We start from the raw sequence: 13,953 nt of genomic DNA, 5'->3' as shown, positions 1-13,953 counted from the left end.
ACACGCCCTCCATAGCTTGTGGTGCGATCGAACCATAATACCGGTCTTGGTACGATCGCACCACAAACGAGTCGCGAGGGAAGGACGGCATGCCGAGACAGGTGGACCACGACCAGCGCCGCCGCCAGATCGCGGAAGCCGTATGGCGTCTGGCCACTCGAGGCGGCCTGGAAGACGTCACCTTGAGACAGGTCGCCACCGAGGCCGAGGTCTCCGCCCGGCTGCTGCAGTACTACTTCGGCACCCGCGACCAGTTGCTGCTCGGCGCGCTGGAGATCCTCAACGCCGACGCCGAGCAACGAGCCCGCGAACGCCTCGCGATGCTCGGCGAAGCGCCCGGCATGCACGCGATCGTGCGGGGAGTGCTGCTCGAGCTGCTCCCGCTGGATGAGGAACGGCGCAACCGGCACCTGGTGTACGCCGCCTACTTCGTCCGATTCCTGTCCGATCCCGCCCTGGCCAAGGTCGCCCGGGACGCGCCGCATGCGCTGGAGAACCTCGTCGCGGGTCTGATCGCACAAGGTCAGGAACTCGGCCAGGTGCCCCGCGACATCGATGCCGCGGCCGAGGCCGCGTTCCTGGTGTCAGGCGCCGAAGGGATTCAGACCGCCGTCCTGCTCGGGCAGCGGACCCCCGAAGAAGCCGTGGCCTTGATCGATCATCAGCTTGCCCGCATCTTCGCGGCGACGACCCGTGGCTGACACACGTCCTCAGCCCAATCGCTGCCAGCCGCTGCGACGCCCAGCAGCCCACCCGATTTCTCCCAGCGCCGCCGGAACGGTCACCACGCGGCACGGCGTGGTGCTGTCTCGCACCGGAGCCGTGCCGGCGGCCGACGGCGGGACGGCGAGTGCGACGGGGCGCGGTCAGCGGGTGTAGGTAACCTCCGGGAAGCGGGGGGTCGGCCCCTCAAGGAGCGGGCTCCTCTTCCCGCGCAGGTGCAGGTCGAAGAACGCCCGCGGGTAGGCCCGCTGGAAGGCCAGGGCGCGTGCGGTGGGGATGGCGCCGACCGACTCCGCGACCTCCTCGGGCGTCAGCCCGACCAGCGGCGCGACCAGCGGGATGAGCTGGACATCGTCGCCGAAGGAGTTGTGCGCGGCGCCCTTGACGGTCAGGTTGAGCCGCCAACCGCGCAGCTTCGACCAGAACGTCCGCAGGGCCGGGTTCGTGGACATGCCGCCCTTGCCTGGCGTGTCCACCACCATGTACGGCCGGTCCAGCCCGGCCTCGGCGACGGGGCCGATCACCGCGCCGTCCAGGCCGAGCCCGGCCTTGATCCGCCGATCGGCGTACATGGCCGAGGAGGTGGACGCGCCGCCCAGCGAATGGCCGAACATCCCGATCCGCTTCAGGTCCAGCGCGCCCCGCAGCCCGCTGGGCAGGGGCCTGGCCTCGGCGTCGGGATTGCGGCCCGCGTTGAGTGCGGTCAGCTCGTTCAGGACGAAGCGGACGTCCTCGGCGCGCACCCGGGCGGCCTTGGCGTAGTCGGTGATCTCGCCGTCGGGGTTCTTCGCGACCCTGCCGCCGGGGAACTCCACAACGGCGGCGTCGTAGGTGTGGTCGATGGTCACCACCAGGTAGCCGCGGCTGGCCAGCTCCTCGACCACGCCGGTGCCGTACGAGCGCGAGGCGTTGGCCCCGGGCGAGTACAGCACGACGGGAAGGCGGCCGAGGCGGTCGTCGAGCGGCGCGCCCTGGCGGCCGTGCGTCGTGTCCAGCAGCAGCGTGCCGGGCGGTACGCCGATGTCGTGCAGGTAGTGTTCGGCGGCGGACGCGGGCATCCAGGGGGCGAGCGGATGACGATCCGCCTTCCGCGCCGGGTACCACAGGCTGACCATCAGCTCCCGATTGCGGACCGTCGGCACCCAGGGGTCCGGCCGGGAGCCGTCCACCAGGTGCAGTGCCACCGTGCCGATCCGATGCGGCCCCGTCGGGGCGGGCAGGACCAGCCTCACCGGGGACGCCGCCGGTCCGGCCGGCCCCGCTGTCTTGGGCGGCGCGTCCGCGTGGGCGGCGCCCGCCGTGATGGTCACGACGGCGGCCAGCACCGCCGTGACGCCGATCATGAACCGTGATCTGTGCATGCCTTCAACGCTCGCGCACGCGTCGCCGCCCCGCATCGAACGCGGGCACGAGCCTCGCGTCGGCCCAGGAGGGTACGCCTGGGCCGGTTCCCGCCGCCGGGTCATCCTTCAGGAGGAACTTTTTCCGCCCGGTGATCCGCGCCCTTTACGGTCGAGGGGTGACCGATCGCGATTCGCGCCCTCTGCTCCCGCGCCGGCCGCGCCTCGTCTACTGGGTCGCCGTGGACGCGGTCGCCGCGCTGCTGCTCGCCGTCGCCTTCGGCTTCGCCGCGAGCGCCCGCACGGGCCCGCCGGTCCTGGTGCTGCCCGCGGTGGCCGTCGCCGCCCTGCCCGTCGCGGCCCGGCGGTCCTGGCCTGTGCCGATGCTCGCCATATCGCTGGCGGGGGCCGCGGCGGGACTTCTCATGGGCGTGGAGGCGTTGTACATCCCCGTTGCTGTCATCTTGTACGCCGTCGGGTCGCTGGAGCCGCGGCGGCGGGCGATCGCCTGCCTTGTCCCGTCTCTGGCCGGGGTCGCGGCGGCGATGGCACCGGCCGGGGGATCCGCGTGGCCGGGGGGCCTTTCAGAGATCGCGTTTTGCTGGCTGCTGATGGGCCTGGCGTGGACGGCCGGCCTGGCGGTCCGGGAGCAGCGGCTGCACGCCGTACGGGCGGCGGAGCAGTTGGCCGCGCGGGCGGTGACGGACGAGCGCCTGCGGATCGCCAGGGATCTGCACGACGTCATCGGGCACAGCATGAGCCTGATCACCCTCAAAGCCGGAGTCGCCGGCATGGTAGCCGAGGCCCGGCCGCAGGAGGCGCGCGAGGCGCTGCGGGTCATCGAGGCCACCGGCAGGACGGCGATGGCCGAGGTACGGGCCGCGCTGGGCATGCTGCGCTCGGGGGAGATCGACCCCACGCCCGGGGTATCAGGGGAGGCGGAGACGGCGCCCGCGCCCGGGCTGCGGGACCTGCGTGCGCTCGCCGTCCGCGCGGACGTCGAGGTGGACCTGACCGTGAACCTGGACGTCGAGCCGTCCGAAGGGGTGGCCTTGGCCGCCTACCGCATCGTGCAGGAGGCGCTGACGAACGTGGTCAAGCACGCGGGCGCGGCCCGCTGCCGGGTGCGGATCACCTCGCCGGAGCCGGGCGTGATGGAGGTCGAGGTGGCAGACGAGGGGCCGGGCCTCCCCACCGCCGGTGGTGGGTATGGGCTGATCGGCATGCGCGAGAGGTGCCTGATGTACGGCGGGAGCCTCACCGCCGGGCCTCGCCCGGAAGGCGGCTACCGGGTGCTGGCCCGCCTGCCCTGCGTACGCCGGGCGGCGTCGTGACCGGCCCGATCCAGGTGGTCGTCGCCGACGATCAGCCGCTGCTGCGGGCCACGCTCACCATGCTGGTCGGCACCGCCCCCGACATGGTCGCGGCCGGCGAGGCGGGCACCGGCGCGCAGGCGGTGGAGGCGGCCGTCCGGCTGCGGCCCGACGTCCTGGTGATGGACGTGCGCATGCCCGGCATGGACGGTCTGGAAGCGACCCGCCTCATCCGCGCCGACCCCGCACTGGCCGCGGTCCGCATCGTCATCCTGACCACGTTCGACCTGGACGAGTACGTGTACGAGGCGCTGCGCGCGGGGGCCGCCGGTTTCCTGCTCAAGGACATTCCGCCGGCCGATCTGCTCGCCGCGATCCGTGTCGTGGCCTCCGGCGAGGCGCTGCTCGCCCCCACCGTCACGCGCCGCCTCATCGCCGAGTTCGCGCGCCGAGACGAGACCGACGCGTCGATCGCCCGCGAGCTGAGCCAGGTGACCGGCAGGGAGCGGCAGGTCCTGGCCCTCATCGCCCGTGGCCTGACCAACCCCGAGATCGCCGACCGGCTGGGGGTCAGCGTCTCCACCGTCAAGACCCACGTCCGCCGCCTCCTCGCGAAGCTGTCCGTCCACGACCGGGCCCAGCTCGTCATCGTGGCCTACGAGACCGGCCTGGTCTCCCCGGCGCGACGGCCCGGCTGACACCCGGTCCGTGACCGAGGCGACGGGCGTCGATCGCGGCGTCCAGGATCCCCCGGGCCCGACTCTCTGGGCCTCCCCGGGTTCCTGACCATGGCGGGCGAGCACGGAAATCGGGCGACCCCGATCGGCGTCCAGGATCTCACTCACCCGCGCGTACCAGGCCCGTCTCGTACGCGTGGACGATCGCCTGGGCCCGGTCGCGGAGGCCGAGCTTCGCCAGGACCCGGTCCACGTGGGTCTTCACCGTCTGCTCGGACAGGACGAGCCGTTCGGCGATCTCCTGATTGGACAGGCCATGGGCGACCAGGGTGAGCACCTCCGACTCACGTTCGGTGACCCCGTCCAAGGTCGCGCGGGGACGGCGCGGGCCGAGGCGGGCGAACTCGGAGATCAGCCGCCGGGTGACGGAGGGCGCGAGCAGGGCCTCGCCGGCCGCGACCACCCGGACCGCCTCGGCGAGTTGCCGGGCGGAGGCGTCCTCAGCAGGAAGCCGCTGGCGCCCGCCCGGAGCGCCTCGTACACGTAGTCGTCCAGGTCGAACGTGGTCAGGATCAGCACCTTCGGGGGACGGCCGCCTGCGGACAGGATCCGGGCGGCCGGAAATATGCTCAGCGGGCGTGTTGATCGGGCTATAGGGTGCCGAGCGTGGATCTGGAAGCCCTCGTCATCGCCCGGCGGTTACGTGTCCCCCTCGACAGCCTGGACGGTTCCGCGCCCGGATGGGGGGAGGTCGCCGCCCGCCAGTTCGACGCCGCCCTGCTGAGCGTCGGCTTCACGTGCTCGCCGGACCTACTCGACCGGCTGTCGCGGCTGCCCGGCGAGACCGTGATGGACCTGGGGGTGCGGGTCCTTGCCGTTGTTCGCCACCTGGTGGGCGATCACGTGCGGCACAACCCCTACTTCGTCGACTTCCCGGCCAACGTCCCCGACACCCTGGAGTTCTGGGCGGGTCTGCTGGTCGAGGCCATGCTCGACCCGGTCGCCGCCGCGCGCCTGCAGGGGCCGGCGCTGAACCTGCTCGACCTGCCCCGCTACGGCACCTACCAGCACACCTACGCCGACCTGCTCGCCGCGCACGCCGAGCTCATCCCGCTGGCCGGGGACCGGATCACCGTGCTGGAGCTGGGCGGCAGCCTGGAGGCGGAGGCGCGTGAGCTGTACTTCTCGCTGGCGGGCTCCGAGGCGCCGCTCGCCGCCGAGGACCTGGTGACGCTGCGGACGCTGGCCTCGTCCTGCGCTGAGGAGCCCGAGCGGATCCCCGTGCGGGAGAACCGGGCCGTCATCAACGAGGTGCGGCTGGCCGCCGGGCGTCCCCTCCTGGTGGACACGGTGACCGACGTGCTGCGGCTGGCCTGCGGCTGCTCCGGCGGCGATGTCACGCTGACCGTCCCCACGCGGTTCCGCTCGTTCCGCCGCGCCGAGCGCCGTGCGCTGCTCCAAGCCCTGGACACGGTGGCCTCTCCCGCCAAGCTTGGTGATGTGGGACGCCACCGGGAGCAGTGGAAGCGGCTCGGCGAGCGGCTGCACCCCTACGAGCATCCGGCGTTTCCGCGCGCCGCCCAGGTGTTCGAGGTGGCAAGGGGTCTGCGCCGGGCCGCGAGCCTCGACGGCCGGGTCGAGGCCGCCCTGGCGCAGAGCCGTACCGCGGACGCCGTAGCGCTGCTGGAGAACGCGCCGGGCGCGCTGCTGCGCCGCCTGGACCACCTGCTGCGCACCGGCCCGTCCGTGCCGGCCGTGCTGGACGCCGTCGAGAGGGCCGTGCCCCAGGCGTCCGGCCGTGTCCTGCTGTCCCTGCGCGAGCACCTGCAGAACCGGCTCACCCCCGCCGCCGGCCGCGTCTTCACCAACCGGCACGGCCGGGCCTGGACCTCGCCCGACTCCCGCCCGCCGCTGGAGGACAAGGCGCTGGCGTCGGTGCTCGCCGCCCTGGACGAGGAGATCACGCGCCGCCTGCCCGATCCCGGTGAGCTCACCGTGGACCCGGACGTGCTGGACGTCGCCCTGCCGCTGTCGGGCAAGGCCGTCGCGCCCGGGCTCGGCATGCTGCCCCGCGGCTCGCTGTCGGCGGTGGACGGTGAGCTGCTCAGGTTCTTCGTCTACTGGCGCCAGGCCGAGGAGCGCACCGACTACGACCTGTCCGCGCTCATGCTCGACGCCTGCTACGCGAACCCGGCGCACATCTCGTGGACGAACTACACCAACGGCTTCGCCCAGTACTCCGGGGACCTCACCTCGGCACCGGACGGCGCGACGGAGTTCATCAACATCGACCTCGCCGCCGCGTCCCGGCCGATCATCATCCCCCAGGTCAACATCTACGCCGGGGAGCGGTTCGACGAGGCGGCCGAGGCTTTCTTCGGCTTCATGACCAGGGACGCCGCGCAGCAGGGCGCGCCGTTCGAGCCGCGCACCGTGCGGATGAAATCGGACCTGCGCGGCTCGGGCCGGATCGCGCTGCCGCTCGTCTTCCTGCGCGGGGAGGACGGCGGCTGGCGGGCGAAGTGGCTGCATCTGTACCTGAAGGGGCATCCCCACTTCAACCAGGTGGAGGGCAACCGGGTCACCGCGTCCCTGCTGGTGCGCTCGATGGTCGAGCGTGACTACCTGCGCGTCGGCTACCTGGTCGATCTCATGCGCGCGAAGGGCTCCGCGTCCGGGCAGGCCACCCATATCGGCTTGCAGGCTCCGGCCGGTCTGCCGTCGGGGGCGCGCGTGTACACGCCGAGCACGCTGCACGAGCTGATCCCCGCCTGATAAAGTCGGGGCTGCGAGGCCATGGGAGGACTTCCTTCTCCACTCACCTTTTTAGTGAATCTCTAGTCTTCCCGCCTTCCTCGCCCCCCGGCCGTGAGGCCATTCGAGGGCTTCCTTCTACTTGGGATCCAGAGGGGCCCACTGGGCCGCTGGACGTATCTAGCTCCCGAGCCTTCCTCACGGTCGGGCCTTTGTCTTGGAGTCGCACGAGGTAGCCCAGAACCATTGCACGCTCCACGCCGTGGGCGGCTCTCGCCGACCAGTTGTCTCGCTCGCTCGCGATCCACCCGCATATTCCACCACAAAATGAATATGGCCTGAGACGGTCTGCCTGAATGGTGTGGGTAGGCCGATCGGCCGAAAGTACGCCTGATTGGCGGACCATCGGGTGGGCTCGGAACGGGCTGTTCTGCGGATGAGTCCGTATGGCTTCGCTTGGCACGATCGGGGCATGGGTGATCAGAGCGTAGGCGTAAAGGCGTCGGTGCCGTCTCGGAGCAGGCGGCCGGAATCCTCCTCGGGGAGGGCGGGGTGGCTCGTGCCGGTGGGGTTGGTGGTGCTCAGCCTCATTCCGGCTGTCGCGGGTGTCGTCCGGGTGGGGGAACTGAGCGGCGGGGCGGCGGTAACGGCGGCGAACGCGCGGTTCTTCGCGCAGCCCGTGCCGGTGCTGGTGCTGGTGCACGTTCTCACCGCTCTTCCGTTCAGCCTTCTCGGGGCCTTTCAGTTCGCGGCGGGTTTCCGGCGTCGGTGGCCTCGGTGGCATCGGATCGCCGGGCGGGTGCTGGTCGTGTGCGGGCTCGGCACGGCGGTTTCGGGCCTGTGGATGACCTTGTTCTATCCCCGGCCCGTGAGCGACGGTGATCTTCTCGCCGCATTTCGGCTCGTGTTCGGCGTCGGCATGGTCGTGTCCATCGTTCTCGCCTTCGTCGCCGTGCGGCGGAGGGATTTCGCCGGGCACCGCGCCTGGATCATGCGCGGTTACGCGATCGGCGTGGGGGCGGGCACGCAGGCGCTGACGCAGTTGCCGTGGATCCTGATCGCCGGCATGCCGGGTGAACTCCCCCGGGCGTTGCTCTCAGGCGCCGCGTGGATGATCAACCTGGCCGTGGCCGAATGGTTCATCCGCGGGCGGGCCCGAACCTCCGTCCACACCGGTCTCCGACGGCCGGATCACGGCCTGACGCGGTCGGTTTCATAGGCCCACATGGCGATCTCGACGCGGTTGCGGGCGCCGAGCTTCGCCATCAGGCTCGCGATGTGGGACTTCACGGTGCTGAGGGAGATGTGCAGCTCGTCGGCGATCTCGCCGTTGGTCCGCCCGCGCGCCACCGTGGCCAGGATCTGCTCTTCCCGGTACGTCAGCGCCTCGATGGGCTGCACCGGCGGTGAGGCGGGCCGGGTGCGGGCGAACGTCCCGAGCAGCCGTGCCGTGACGCTCGGAGCGATAAGCGCGTCGCCGTTGGCGGCGGCGTGGACGGCCTGGGAGAGCAGGTCGGCGCCGGCGTTCTTGAGCAGGAATCCCCGCGCGCCGGCCCGCAGGGCGGCGTAGACGTACTCGTCCAGGTCGAACGTGGTGATGACGACGACGGGCAGCGGGTCCTCGACGCCCGGTCCGGCGAGGGAGCGGGTGGCCTCGATGCCGTCCAGGCCGGGCATGCGGATGTCGAACAGGCACACGTCCGGGCGCAGCCGCCGCGCGAGCTCGACGGCACGCCGCCCGTCGCCGGCCTCGCCGATGACCTCGATGTCCGGCTGGGCGTTGAGGATCATCGTGAGCCCGGTGCGGACGATCTCCTGGTCGTCGGCGACGAGCACGCGGACGCTCATCCGCCCGCCTCGCTCACGACGCGGTCCCGGTGCGCGGGAGGACCGCGGTCACGGTCCAGCCCCGGTCGGGGTTCGGGCCGGCCTCGCAGGTGCCGCCGAGCAGGCCGGCGCGTTCGCTCATGCCGATGAGCCCGTACCCGGGCCGTGAGGCCGGGTGCGCGGGGCCGCCGTCCCCGTCGTCGGTCACGCGCAGGCGCACCGACGTGTCGTCGGCGGTGACGCGGACCTCGACGCGGGTGGCGTGGCGGGCGTGCCGCCGGGCGTTGGTGATCGACTCCTGGGCCAGGCGGTAGATCGCGGCTTCCACCGAGGGAGGGAGGTCGTCGACGTCGCCCGAGATCTCCACGTCGACGGCCGGGCCGGAGCGGCCCCGGCTCGCGAGCTCTCTGAGGTCGGTGACGCGCCGTCCGGGTTCCCGGTCCGCCGGCTGGTTCTGCCGCAGGACGCGGACCATGGTGCTCATCTCCGCCAGGGCGCGGGACGCCTCCGCCTCGATCACGCGGAGCGCATCGGTCGCGGCGTCCGGGTGCGACGCCGACGTGGCGAGGCCCGCCTGCGCGCGGATCGCCATCGCCGAGACGTGGTGGGCGACGGTGTCGTGCAGGTCGCGGGCCAGTTGCACCCGTTCGAGCAGTTTCACCTTGTCGAGCTCGCGCGCCCTCGCCCGCGCCCGGTACCGCAGCGCCCCGCCCGCGGCGATGGACACGGATATGACGGCCCAGCCGCCGATCACGTCGGGGAGGCCGGGATGGTCGGAGACCATCGAGTCGCTCACCTTGACGAGGATGATCGCCAGCCCGATCACGACCTCGCGTCCCGACCCCCACCGGCACAACGCGTACGACAGCAGGAGAAGGAACACCAGGGTGTACATCTCCAGGGGGTCGCCGTTCATCACCAGCGGGGACAGGGCGCAGACGCCGAAGGCGATCGCGACCGTCAGCAGCGGCCTGCTCCGGCGCCACAACAGCGTGAGCACCAGCCCGGCGGTGATGGTCACGGAGACGGCCCGCCAGTGAAGGTCCGGCCGCATGACCCCTTCGAGTACCGTGACCGTCACGAGGACCACCACGAGCGCCCGGTCCCGCCATCCGCGAGCCGGCGGGTTGGGGGGACGGGGCTCGTTCCACACGGAGCGAACAAGGGCGTGCACGCAAATATCGTACGCAGCCCACGTCCCTGCGGATCAGCCCAAAGTACGACAACGACGTACCCTTCTGTGCCGCCGGCGCGTTCCCCTCCCCGTACGCACGTGAGGGGGGGGATCGCGCGGCGGCGGCGTGCCGGGTAGCTTATTGCCCGTTTCCGGCCAGGACCGCGCCGCACCAGTGGGAGCCTCATGACCAACGACGCCCGAGCCCTGTTGCCCGTCGCTCTGGAAGCCGCGGCCATCGCCGGCGACCTGATCACCACACACCTGCCCGGCCTGGTCACCGCCAAGGGCGACCGCGACATGGCCACCGAAGTGGACTACGCCGTCGAACGCGCGGTGCGCGACCACCTCGCCCTGCGCACCCCCGCGGTGGGATTCCTCGGCGAGGAAAGCGGCGCCGACGGGCGTACCGGCGACGGGCTCCAATGGGTCCTCGACCCGGTGGACGGCACCGTCAACTTCCTGCACGGCCTGCCGTTGTGCGGCGTCTCCCTCGCACTGGTCCGCGGGGACACCGCAATTCTCGGCGTCATCGGCCTGCCGTTCCTCGGCTCGTTGTACGCGGCGGCCGAGGGCGACGGGGCCACCGTCAACGACCAGCCCATCAAGGCCAGCGGCGCCTCGACCCTGGACGCCGCCCTTGTGTCCGTCGGCGACTACGCGGTGGGCGACGACGCCGTGGAACGCAACCGGGCGCGCCACGCGATCACCTGGCGGCTGGCGTCCCGGGTGCAGCGCATCCGCATGTTCGGCTCGGCGGCGATCGACCTGGTGTGGGTCGCCGAGGGCAAGACGGATGCCTGTCTCATGCTGGCCAACAAACCCTGGGACACCGCGGCCGGCGTCGTCATCGCCAAGGAGGCCGGAGCGCTGGTCACCGACCTCGACGGCACCCCGCACACGACCCGGTCCTCGGCGACCATCGCGGCCGCCCCCGGCATCCTCGCCGAGATCCTCGAGCTGGCCCGCGAGGCCTGATCCTCGTTCACCCGAGTGTTCCGCGCGCGCCCGAGGCCGGCGGCCCAAAGATCTTGAAGTCAGTCTTCCCGATCATGGTCCTTCTGGCCTCGTACCGGGTGGCGGCCGGGGACGGAACCACTCCGCGCCGGCGCGCTGACCCCTGGAGGTCGCTTCAGTGCTGGACGGCGGACGCGCAGGCGATGCAGGTCCTCGCCGCCGGGCGGGCCCTCAGCCGTTCGACGGCGATGGGCCCGCCGCAGCCCTCGCACACCCCGTACGTGCCGTCGTCGAGCCGCTCCAGCGCCGTCTCCAGGTCGGTGAGGTGCTTACGCGCCTGGTGGAGCAGGGCCTGGACGTGCTCACGTTCGAACGCGGTGGCCGACCCCTCGGGGTCGTGCTCGTCGTCGCTCCCCGCCAGCGCGGACGACTCGACGATGTCGTCCCAGTCGTGCGTCAGTGACGCGATCCGCGCCACGGTCAACTCGCGGTCGGCGCCGAGGAGATCGCGCATGTCCGCCCGCTCGGAGGGGGAAAGCACGGGCCCCCGGGATCGCTCTGCCATCACGGTGCCTCACCTCCCCCTCCAGCTTATTCACGGGCGCCACGCCGGATCCGGCGCGGGCGTCAGAGGCCGCGGCGGAGATCGCCCAGCACGCGTGCGCCGGACCGGTGTTCCATCTCGGGGGAGAAGGCGGCGCCGGCGCGGCGGGCGGTCACGGCGAGGCGGGTGTCCTCGGCCATCAGGTCGGCGTTGATCGCCCCGGCGGCGCGGACGCCCGCCGCGGCGGAGCCGATGACCCCCTCGAACAGCCCGGTGATGTTCCCGGCCGCCCACACCCCCGGCACGGCGGTCTGCCCAGTGGCGTCGGCGGCGATGTACGTGCCGATCACCTCTCCGGCCATCTCCTGCTCGACCGGTTCCAGGCCGAGGTCGCTCAGGAGGCCGGCGCGGGCGGTGAACCGCGGAGCCACGACCAGCGCCTGGCGGGGGATCACCGTGCCGTCGGCCAGGCGCACGCCGGTCAGCCGGCCGCCGGACCGTTCAAGGGCGCTCACCTCGCCGTCCACCACGACGACGCCGCGCGCGGCGAGCCGCTCGAACTCTTCGTCGGAGGGCTTGGGGGCGGTGTGCAGGAAGAGCGTCACGTCGTCGCTCCACTGCCGCCACAGCAGGGCGTGGTGCACCGTCAGGGGGCCGGTCCCCAGGATCCCGAGCGCCTGGTCGCGTACCTCCCATCCGTGGCAGTACGGGCAGTGGTGCACGTCCTCGCCCCACAGCTCGGCCACGCCGGGCACCTCGGGCAGCTCGTCCACCAGCCCCGTCGTCACCAGCAGCCGCCTGCCGCGGACCGCGCTCCCGTCGTCGAGGCGGGCGGTGAAGCCTGCCGCGTCCCGCTCGACCGCCACGACGGTGCCTCGCGTGATCAGCCCGCCGTACGCGCGGACCTCCTCGCGTCCGGTGGCCAGCAGCTCGCCGGGCGGGGTGCCCTCGCGGCCGAGGTAGCCGTGGACCCCGTCGGCCGGGGCGTTGCGCGGCCGGCCGTCGTCGACGACGACCACCGACCGCTGGGCACGTGCCAGCGTGAGCGCCCCGCTCAGGCCGGCGGCGCCGCCCCCGATCACCACCACGTCGTAACGCCGATCGCCGCCGGTGAGAGGGCCTGATTGCTCGCTCATGTGTTACCTCCGTTCCGAGGCAGATCGTGCGGGAACCCTTGTCGGGTTGACGAATTTCTTTGCCGTGTTGGCAAATGGGACGCATGAACGACGACGAGGCGGGGAGCCGTGGCCGGGACGTCCGCGACATCGTGGCGGCGCGCCTTCCGGGGTACGCCATCAGGTCCGTGACGCTGCTCGGCGAGGGCGAGGACAACGTCGCCTACCAGGTCACCGGCGTCGGCGGCGAGCTGATCGTCCGCTTCGCCAAGGACCCCGACCCGGAGGCCAGGGCCGCGCGGGTCGAGGGCGAGGCCCGGCTGCTCGCCGCCGTCGCGGACCTCGCGCCGCTGCCCGTACCCGAGCCGTGCTTCGCCGACGCGGAGCGGGGCTGCCTGGCCTACCGCAAGCTTCCCGGCCTGCCGCTGACCGGCGTCCCCCTGTCGCGGTGGCCGAAGCACGCCGAGACGGTCGGCGCCGCCGCCGGCGAGCTGCTCGCCGCGCTGCACGGCGCCGCGGCCGAGCACCTGGTCCCTCTGGTCGAGGTCGACCACCAGCCGCCCCGGGTGTGGCTGGAGGAGGCCGCGCAGATGTACGCGACGGTCGCCGCGCGGGTGCCCGCGGCGCGCCGCCCGGCCATCGAGGCATTCCTGGAGGCGCCCCCGCCGCCCGGCCCCGAAGCCTTGGCGTTCTCCCACAACGACCTGGGCGTCGAGCACGTCCTCCTCGACCCGGCCACGGGGACGGTGACCGGCGTCATCGACTGGAGCGATGCGGCGATCTGCGACCCGGCCTACGACTTCGGCCTCCTCTACCGCGACCTCGGTCCCGCCGCGCTCGACCGCGCCCTGAGCCGCTACCCGGGCGACGGCCGGCGCGAGGCGATCGCCGCCCGCGCCGCCTTCTACGCCAGGTGCTCTCTGCTGGAGGACCTGGCCTACGGCCTGGACCCCGGCCAGGACGTCTACTTGTCCAAGAGCCTCGCCGCCCTGGAACGGCTGTACCCGGACGCCGTGGCCCGCGGTGCTCAGGGGAGCAGGGACTTGGGAATGTAGGGTCCGCCGAAAACGAGTGGATCAGCGGCCGGGGCGGGCGCATCATGGCGGCATGGCCCGGGTCAAGGACGTCGTGGTCGACTGCCGTCATCCCGCGCCGGTCGCCCGGTTCTGGGCGGCGGTCCTGGACGGGTACGCGGTCGCCCCGTACGACGAGGCGGAGCTGGAGCGGCTGCGGGGCATGGGCGTCGACGACCCCGAGGACGATCCCACCGTGCTCGTCGAGGCGCCCGGCCGCGCGCCGCGGTTCTTCTTCGTGCTGGTCCCCGAGCCGAAGACCGTCAAGAACCGCCTGCACCTGGACCTGACCTGCGATGACGTCGAGTCAGAGGTCGCGCGGCTGGTCGGGCTCGGGGCGCGCGTGATCGCGGCCCGCGAGGGCTGGACCACACTCGCCGACCCCGAGGGCAACGAGTTCTGCCTGTTCCCCTCCTCCTGAACCTCCGGGCCGGGCCGGCGTGGTGAAACGCGTGT

At 72.4% G+C, this 13,953-nt stretch carries 13 protein-coding genes and 1 pseudogene; 8 read left to right on the top strand and 6 right to left on the bottom strand.

The genetic code is table 11. The features are described from left to right. The first annotated feature begins 89 nt into the window (after positions 1–89). Entirely contained in the window at positions 90–701 is a 612-nt protein-coding gene (locus AB0M95_RS07670; RefSeq protein ID WP_363760931.1) for a TetR/AcrR family transcriptional regulator, read from the top strand. A gap of 165 nt (positions 702–866) precedes the next feature. Here AB0M95_RS07670 and AB0M95_RS07665 read toward each other — a convergent pair whose 3' ends face one another. Continuing rightward, entirely contained in the window at positions 867–2,084 is a 1,218-nt protein-coding gene (locus tag AB0M95_RS07665; RefSeq protein ID WP_363760928.1) for a lipase, read from the bottom strand. A 158-nt stretch (positions 2,085–2,242) separates the two neighbouring features. On the opposite strand from AB0M95_RS07665, the gene AB0M95_RS07660 reads away from it, so the two are divergent. Together AB0M95_RS07660 and AB0M95_RS07655 are read left to right on the top strand one after the other, a co-directional pair. Further along, positions 2,243–3,397, top strand: a complete 1,155-nt coding sequence (locus AB0M95_RS07660; RefSeq protein WP_363760925.1) for a sensor histidine kinase — start codon at positions 2,243–2,245, stop codon at positions 3,395–3,397. Next, on the top strand, positions 3,394–4,074 hold the full coding sequence (locus AB0M95_RS07655; protein WP_358510901.1) for a response regulator transcription factor: 681 nt from the start codon (positions 3,394–3,396) through the stop codon (positions 4,072–4,074). Before AB0M95_RS07660 ends, AB0M95_RS07655 begins: the two co-directional genes overlap by 4 nt. A gap of 139 nt (positions 4,075–4,213) precedes the next feature. On the opposite strand, the pseudogene AB0M95_RS07650 reads toward AB0M95_RS07655, so the two are convergent. Next, positions 4,214–4,641, bottom strand: a pseudogene (locus tag AB0M95_RS07650) (response regulator transcription factor); the annotation flags it as partial. 78 nt (positions 4,642–4,719) lie between these two features. On the opposite strand from AB0M95_RS07650, the gene AB0M95_RS07645 reads away from it, so the two are divergent. Together AB0M95_RS07645 and AB0M95_RS07640 are read left to right on the top strand one after the other, a co-directional pair. Beyond that, on the top strand, positions 4,720–6,828 hold the full coding sequence (locus tag AB0M95_RS07645; RefSeq protein WP_363760922.1) for a hypothetical protein: 2,109 nt from the start codon (positions 4,720–4,722) through the stop codon (positions 6,826–6,828). A gap of 538 nt (positions 6,829–7,366) precedes the next feature. Then, the gene (locus tag AB0M95_RS07640; RefSeq protein ID WP_363760919.1) at positions 7,367–8,026 is read left to right on the top strand and encodes a DUF2306 domain-containing protein; all 660 of its coding nucleotides are present in this window, start codon (positions 7,367–7,369) and stop codon (positions 8,024–8,026) included. On the opposite strand, the gene AB0M95_RS07635 is transcribed toward AB0M95_RS07640, so the two are convergent. Continuing rightward, entirely contained in the window at positions 7,999–8,655 is a 657-nt protein-coding gene (locus AB0M95_RS07635; protein ID WP_363760916.1) for a response regulator transcription factor, read from the bottom strand. The genes AB0M95_RS07640 and AB0M95_RS07635 overlap by 28 nt on opposite strands. Positions 8,656–8,668: 13 nt before the next feature. Then, positions 8,669–9,808 (bottom strand): sensor histidine kinase, encoded by a 1,140-nt coding sequence (locus tag AB0M95_RS07630; protein WP_363760914.1) that lies wholly within the window; start codon positions 9,806–9,808, stop codon positions 8,669–8,671. Positions 9,809–9,994: 186 nt separating this feature from the next. Here AB0M95_RS07630 and AB0M95_RS07625 point away from each other — a divergent pair, with 186 nt between their 5' ends. After that, on the top strand, positions 9,995–10,786 hold the full coding sequence (locus tag AB0M95_RS07625) for an inositol monophosphatase family protein (RefSeq protein WP_363760911.1): 792 nt from the start codon (positions 9,995–9,997) through the stop codon (positions 10,784–10,786). Between the two features lie 154 nt (positions 10,787–10,940). Here AB0M95_RS07625 and AB0M95_RS07620 read toward each other — a convergent pair whose 3' ends face one another. Then, positions 10,941–11,330 carry a TraR/DksA C4-type zinc finger protein gene (locus AB0M95_RS07620; protein ID WP_363760908.1) on the bottom strand — a complete coding sequence of 130 codons (390 nt, stop codon included), beginning with the start codon at positions 11,328–11,330 and terminating at the stop codon, positions 10,941–10,943. A 62-nt stretch (positions 11,331–11,392) separates the two neighbouring features. Then, on the bottom strand, positions 11,393–12,445 hold the full coding sequence (locus tag AB0M95_RS07615) for an NAD(P)/FAD-dependent oxidoreductase (protein ID WP_363760905.1): 1,053 nt from the start codon (positions 12,443–12,445) through the stop codon (positions 11,393–11,395). Between the two features lie 83 nt (positions 12,446–12,528). Here AB0M95_RS07615 and AB0M95_RS07610 point away from each other — a divergent pair, with 83 nt between their 5' ends. Together AB0M95_RS07610 and AB0M95_RS07605 are read left to right on the top strand one after the other, a co-directional pair. Beyond that, positions 12,529–13,479: an aminoglycoside phosphotransferase family protein gene (locus AB0M95_RS07610; protein ID WP_363760903.1), complete on the top strand. Its 951-nt coding sequence runs from the start codon at positions 12,529–12,531 to the stop codon at positions 13,477–13,479. Between the two features lie 52 nt (positions 13,480–13,531). Continuing rightward, positions 13,532–13,918, top strand: coding sequence for a VOC family protein (locus tag AB0M95_RS07605; protein WP_363760900.1), 387 nt, complete (start codon positions 13,532–13,534; stop codon positions 13,916–13,918). Positions 13,919–13,953: the final 35 nt, after the last annotated feature.

This window comes from Sphaerisporangium sp. NPDC051017 (genome assembly GCF_040683095.1).
In the GTDB taxonomy this organism is placed as follows: domain Bacteria; phylum Actinomycetota; class Actinomycetes; order Streptosporangiales; family Streptosporangiaceae; genus Sphaerisporangium.
This window is presented reverse-complemented; position numbering and strand designations above follow the sequence as displayed.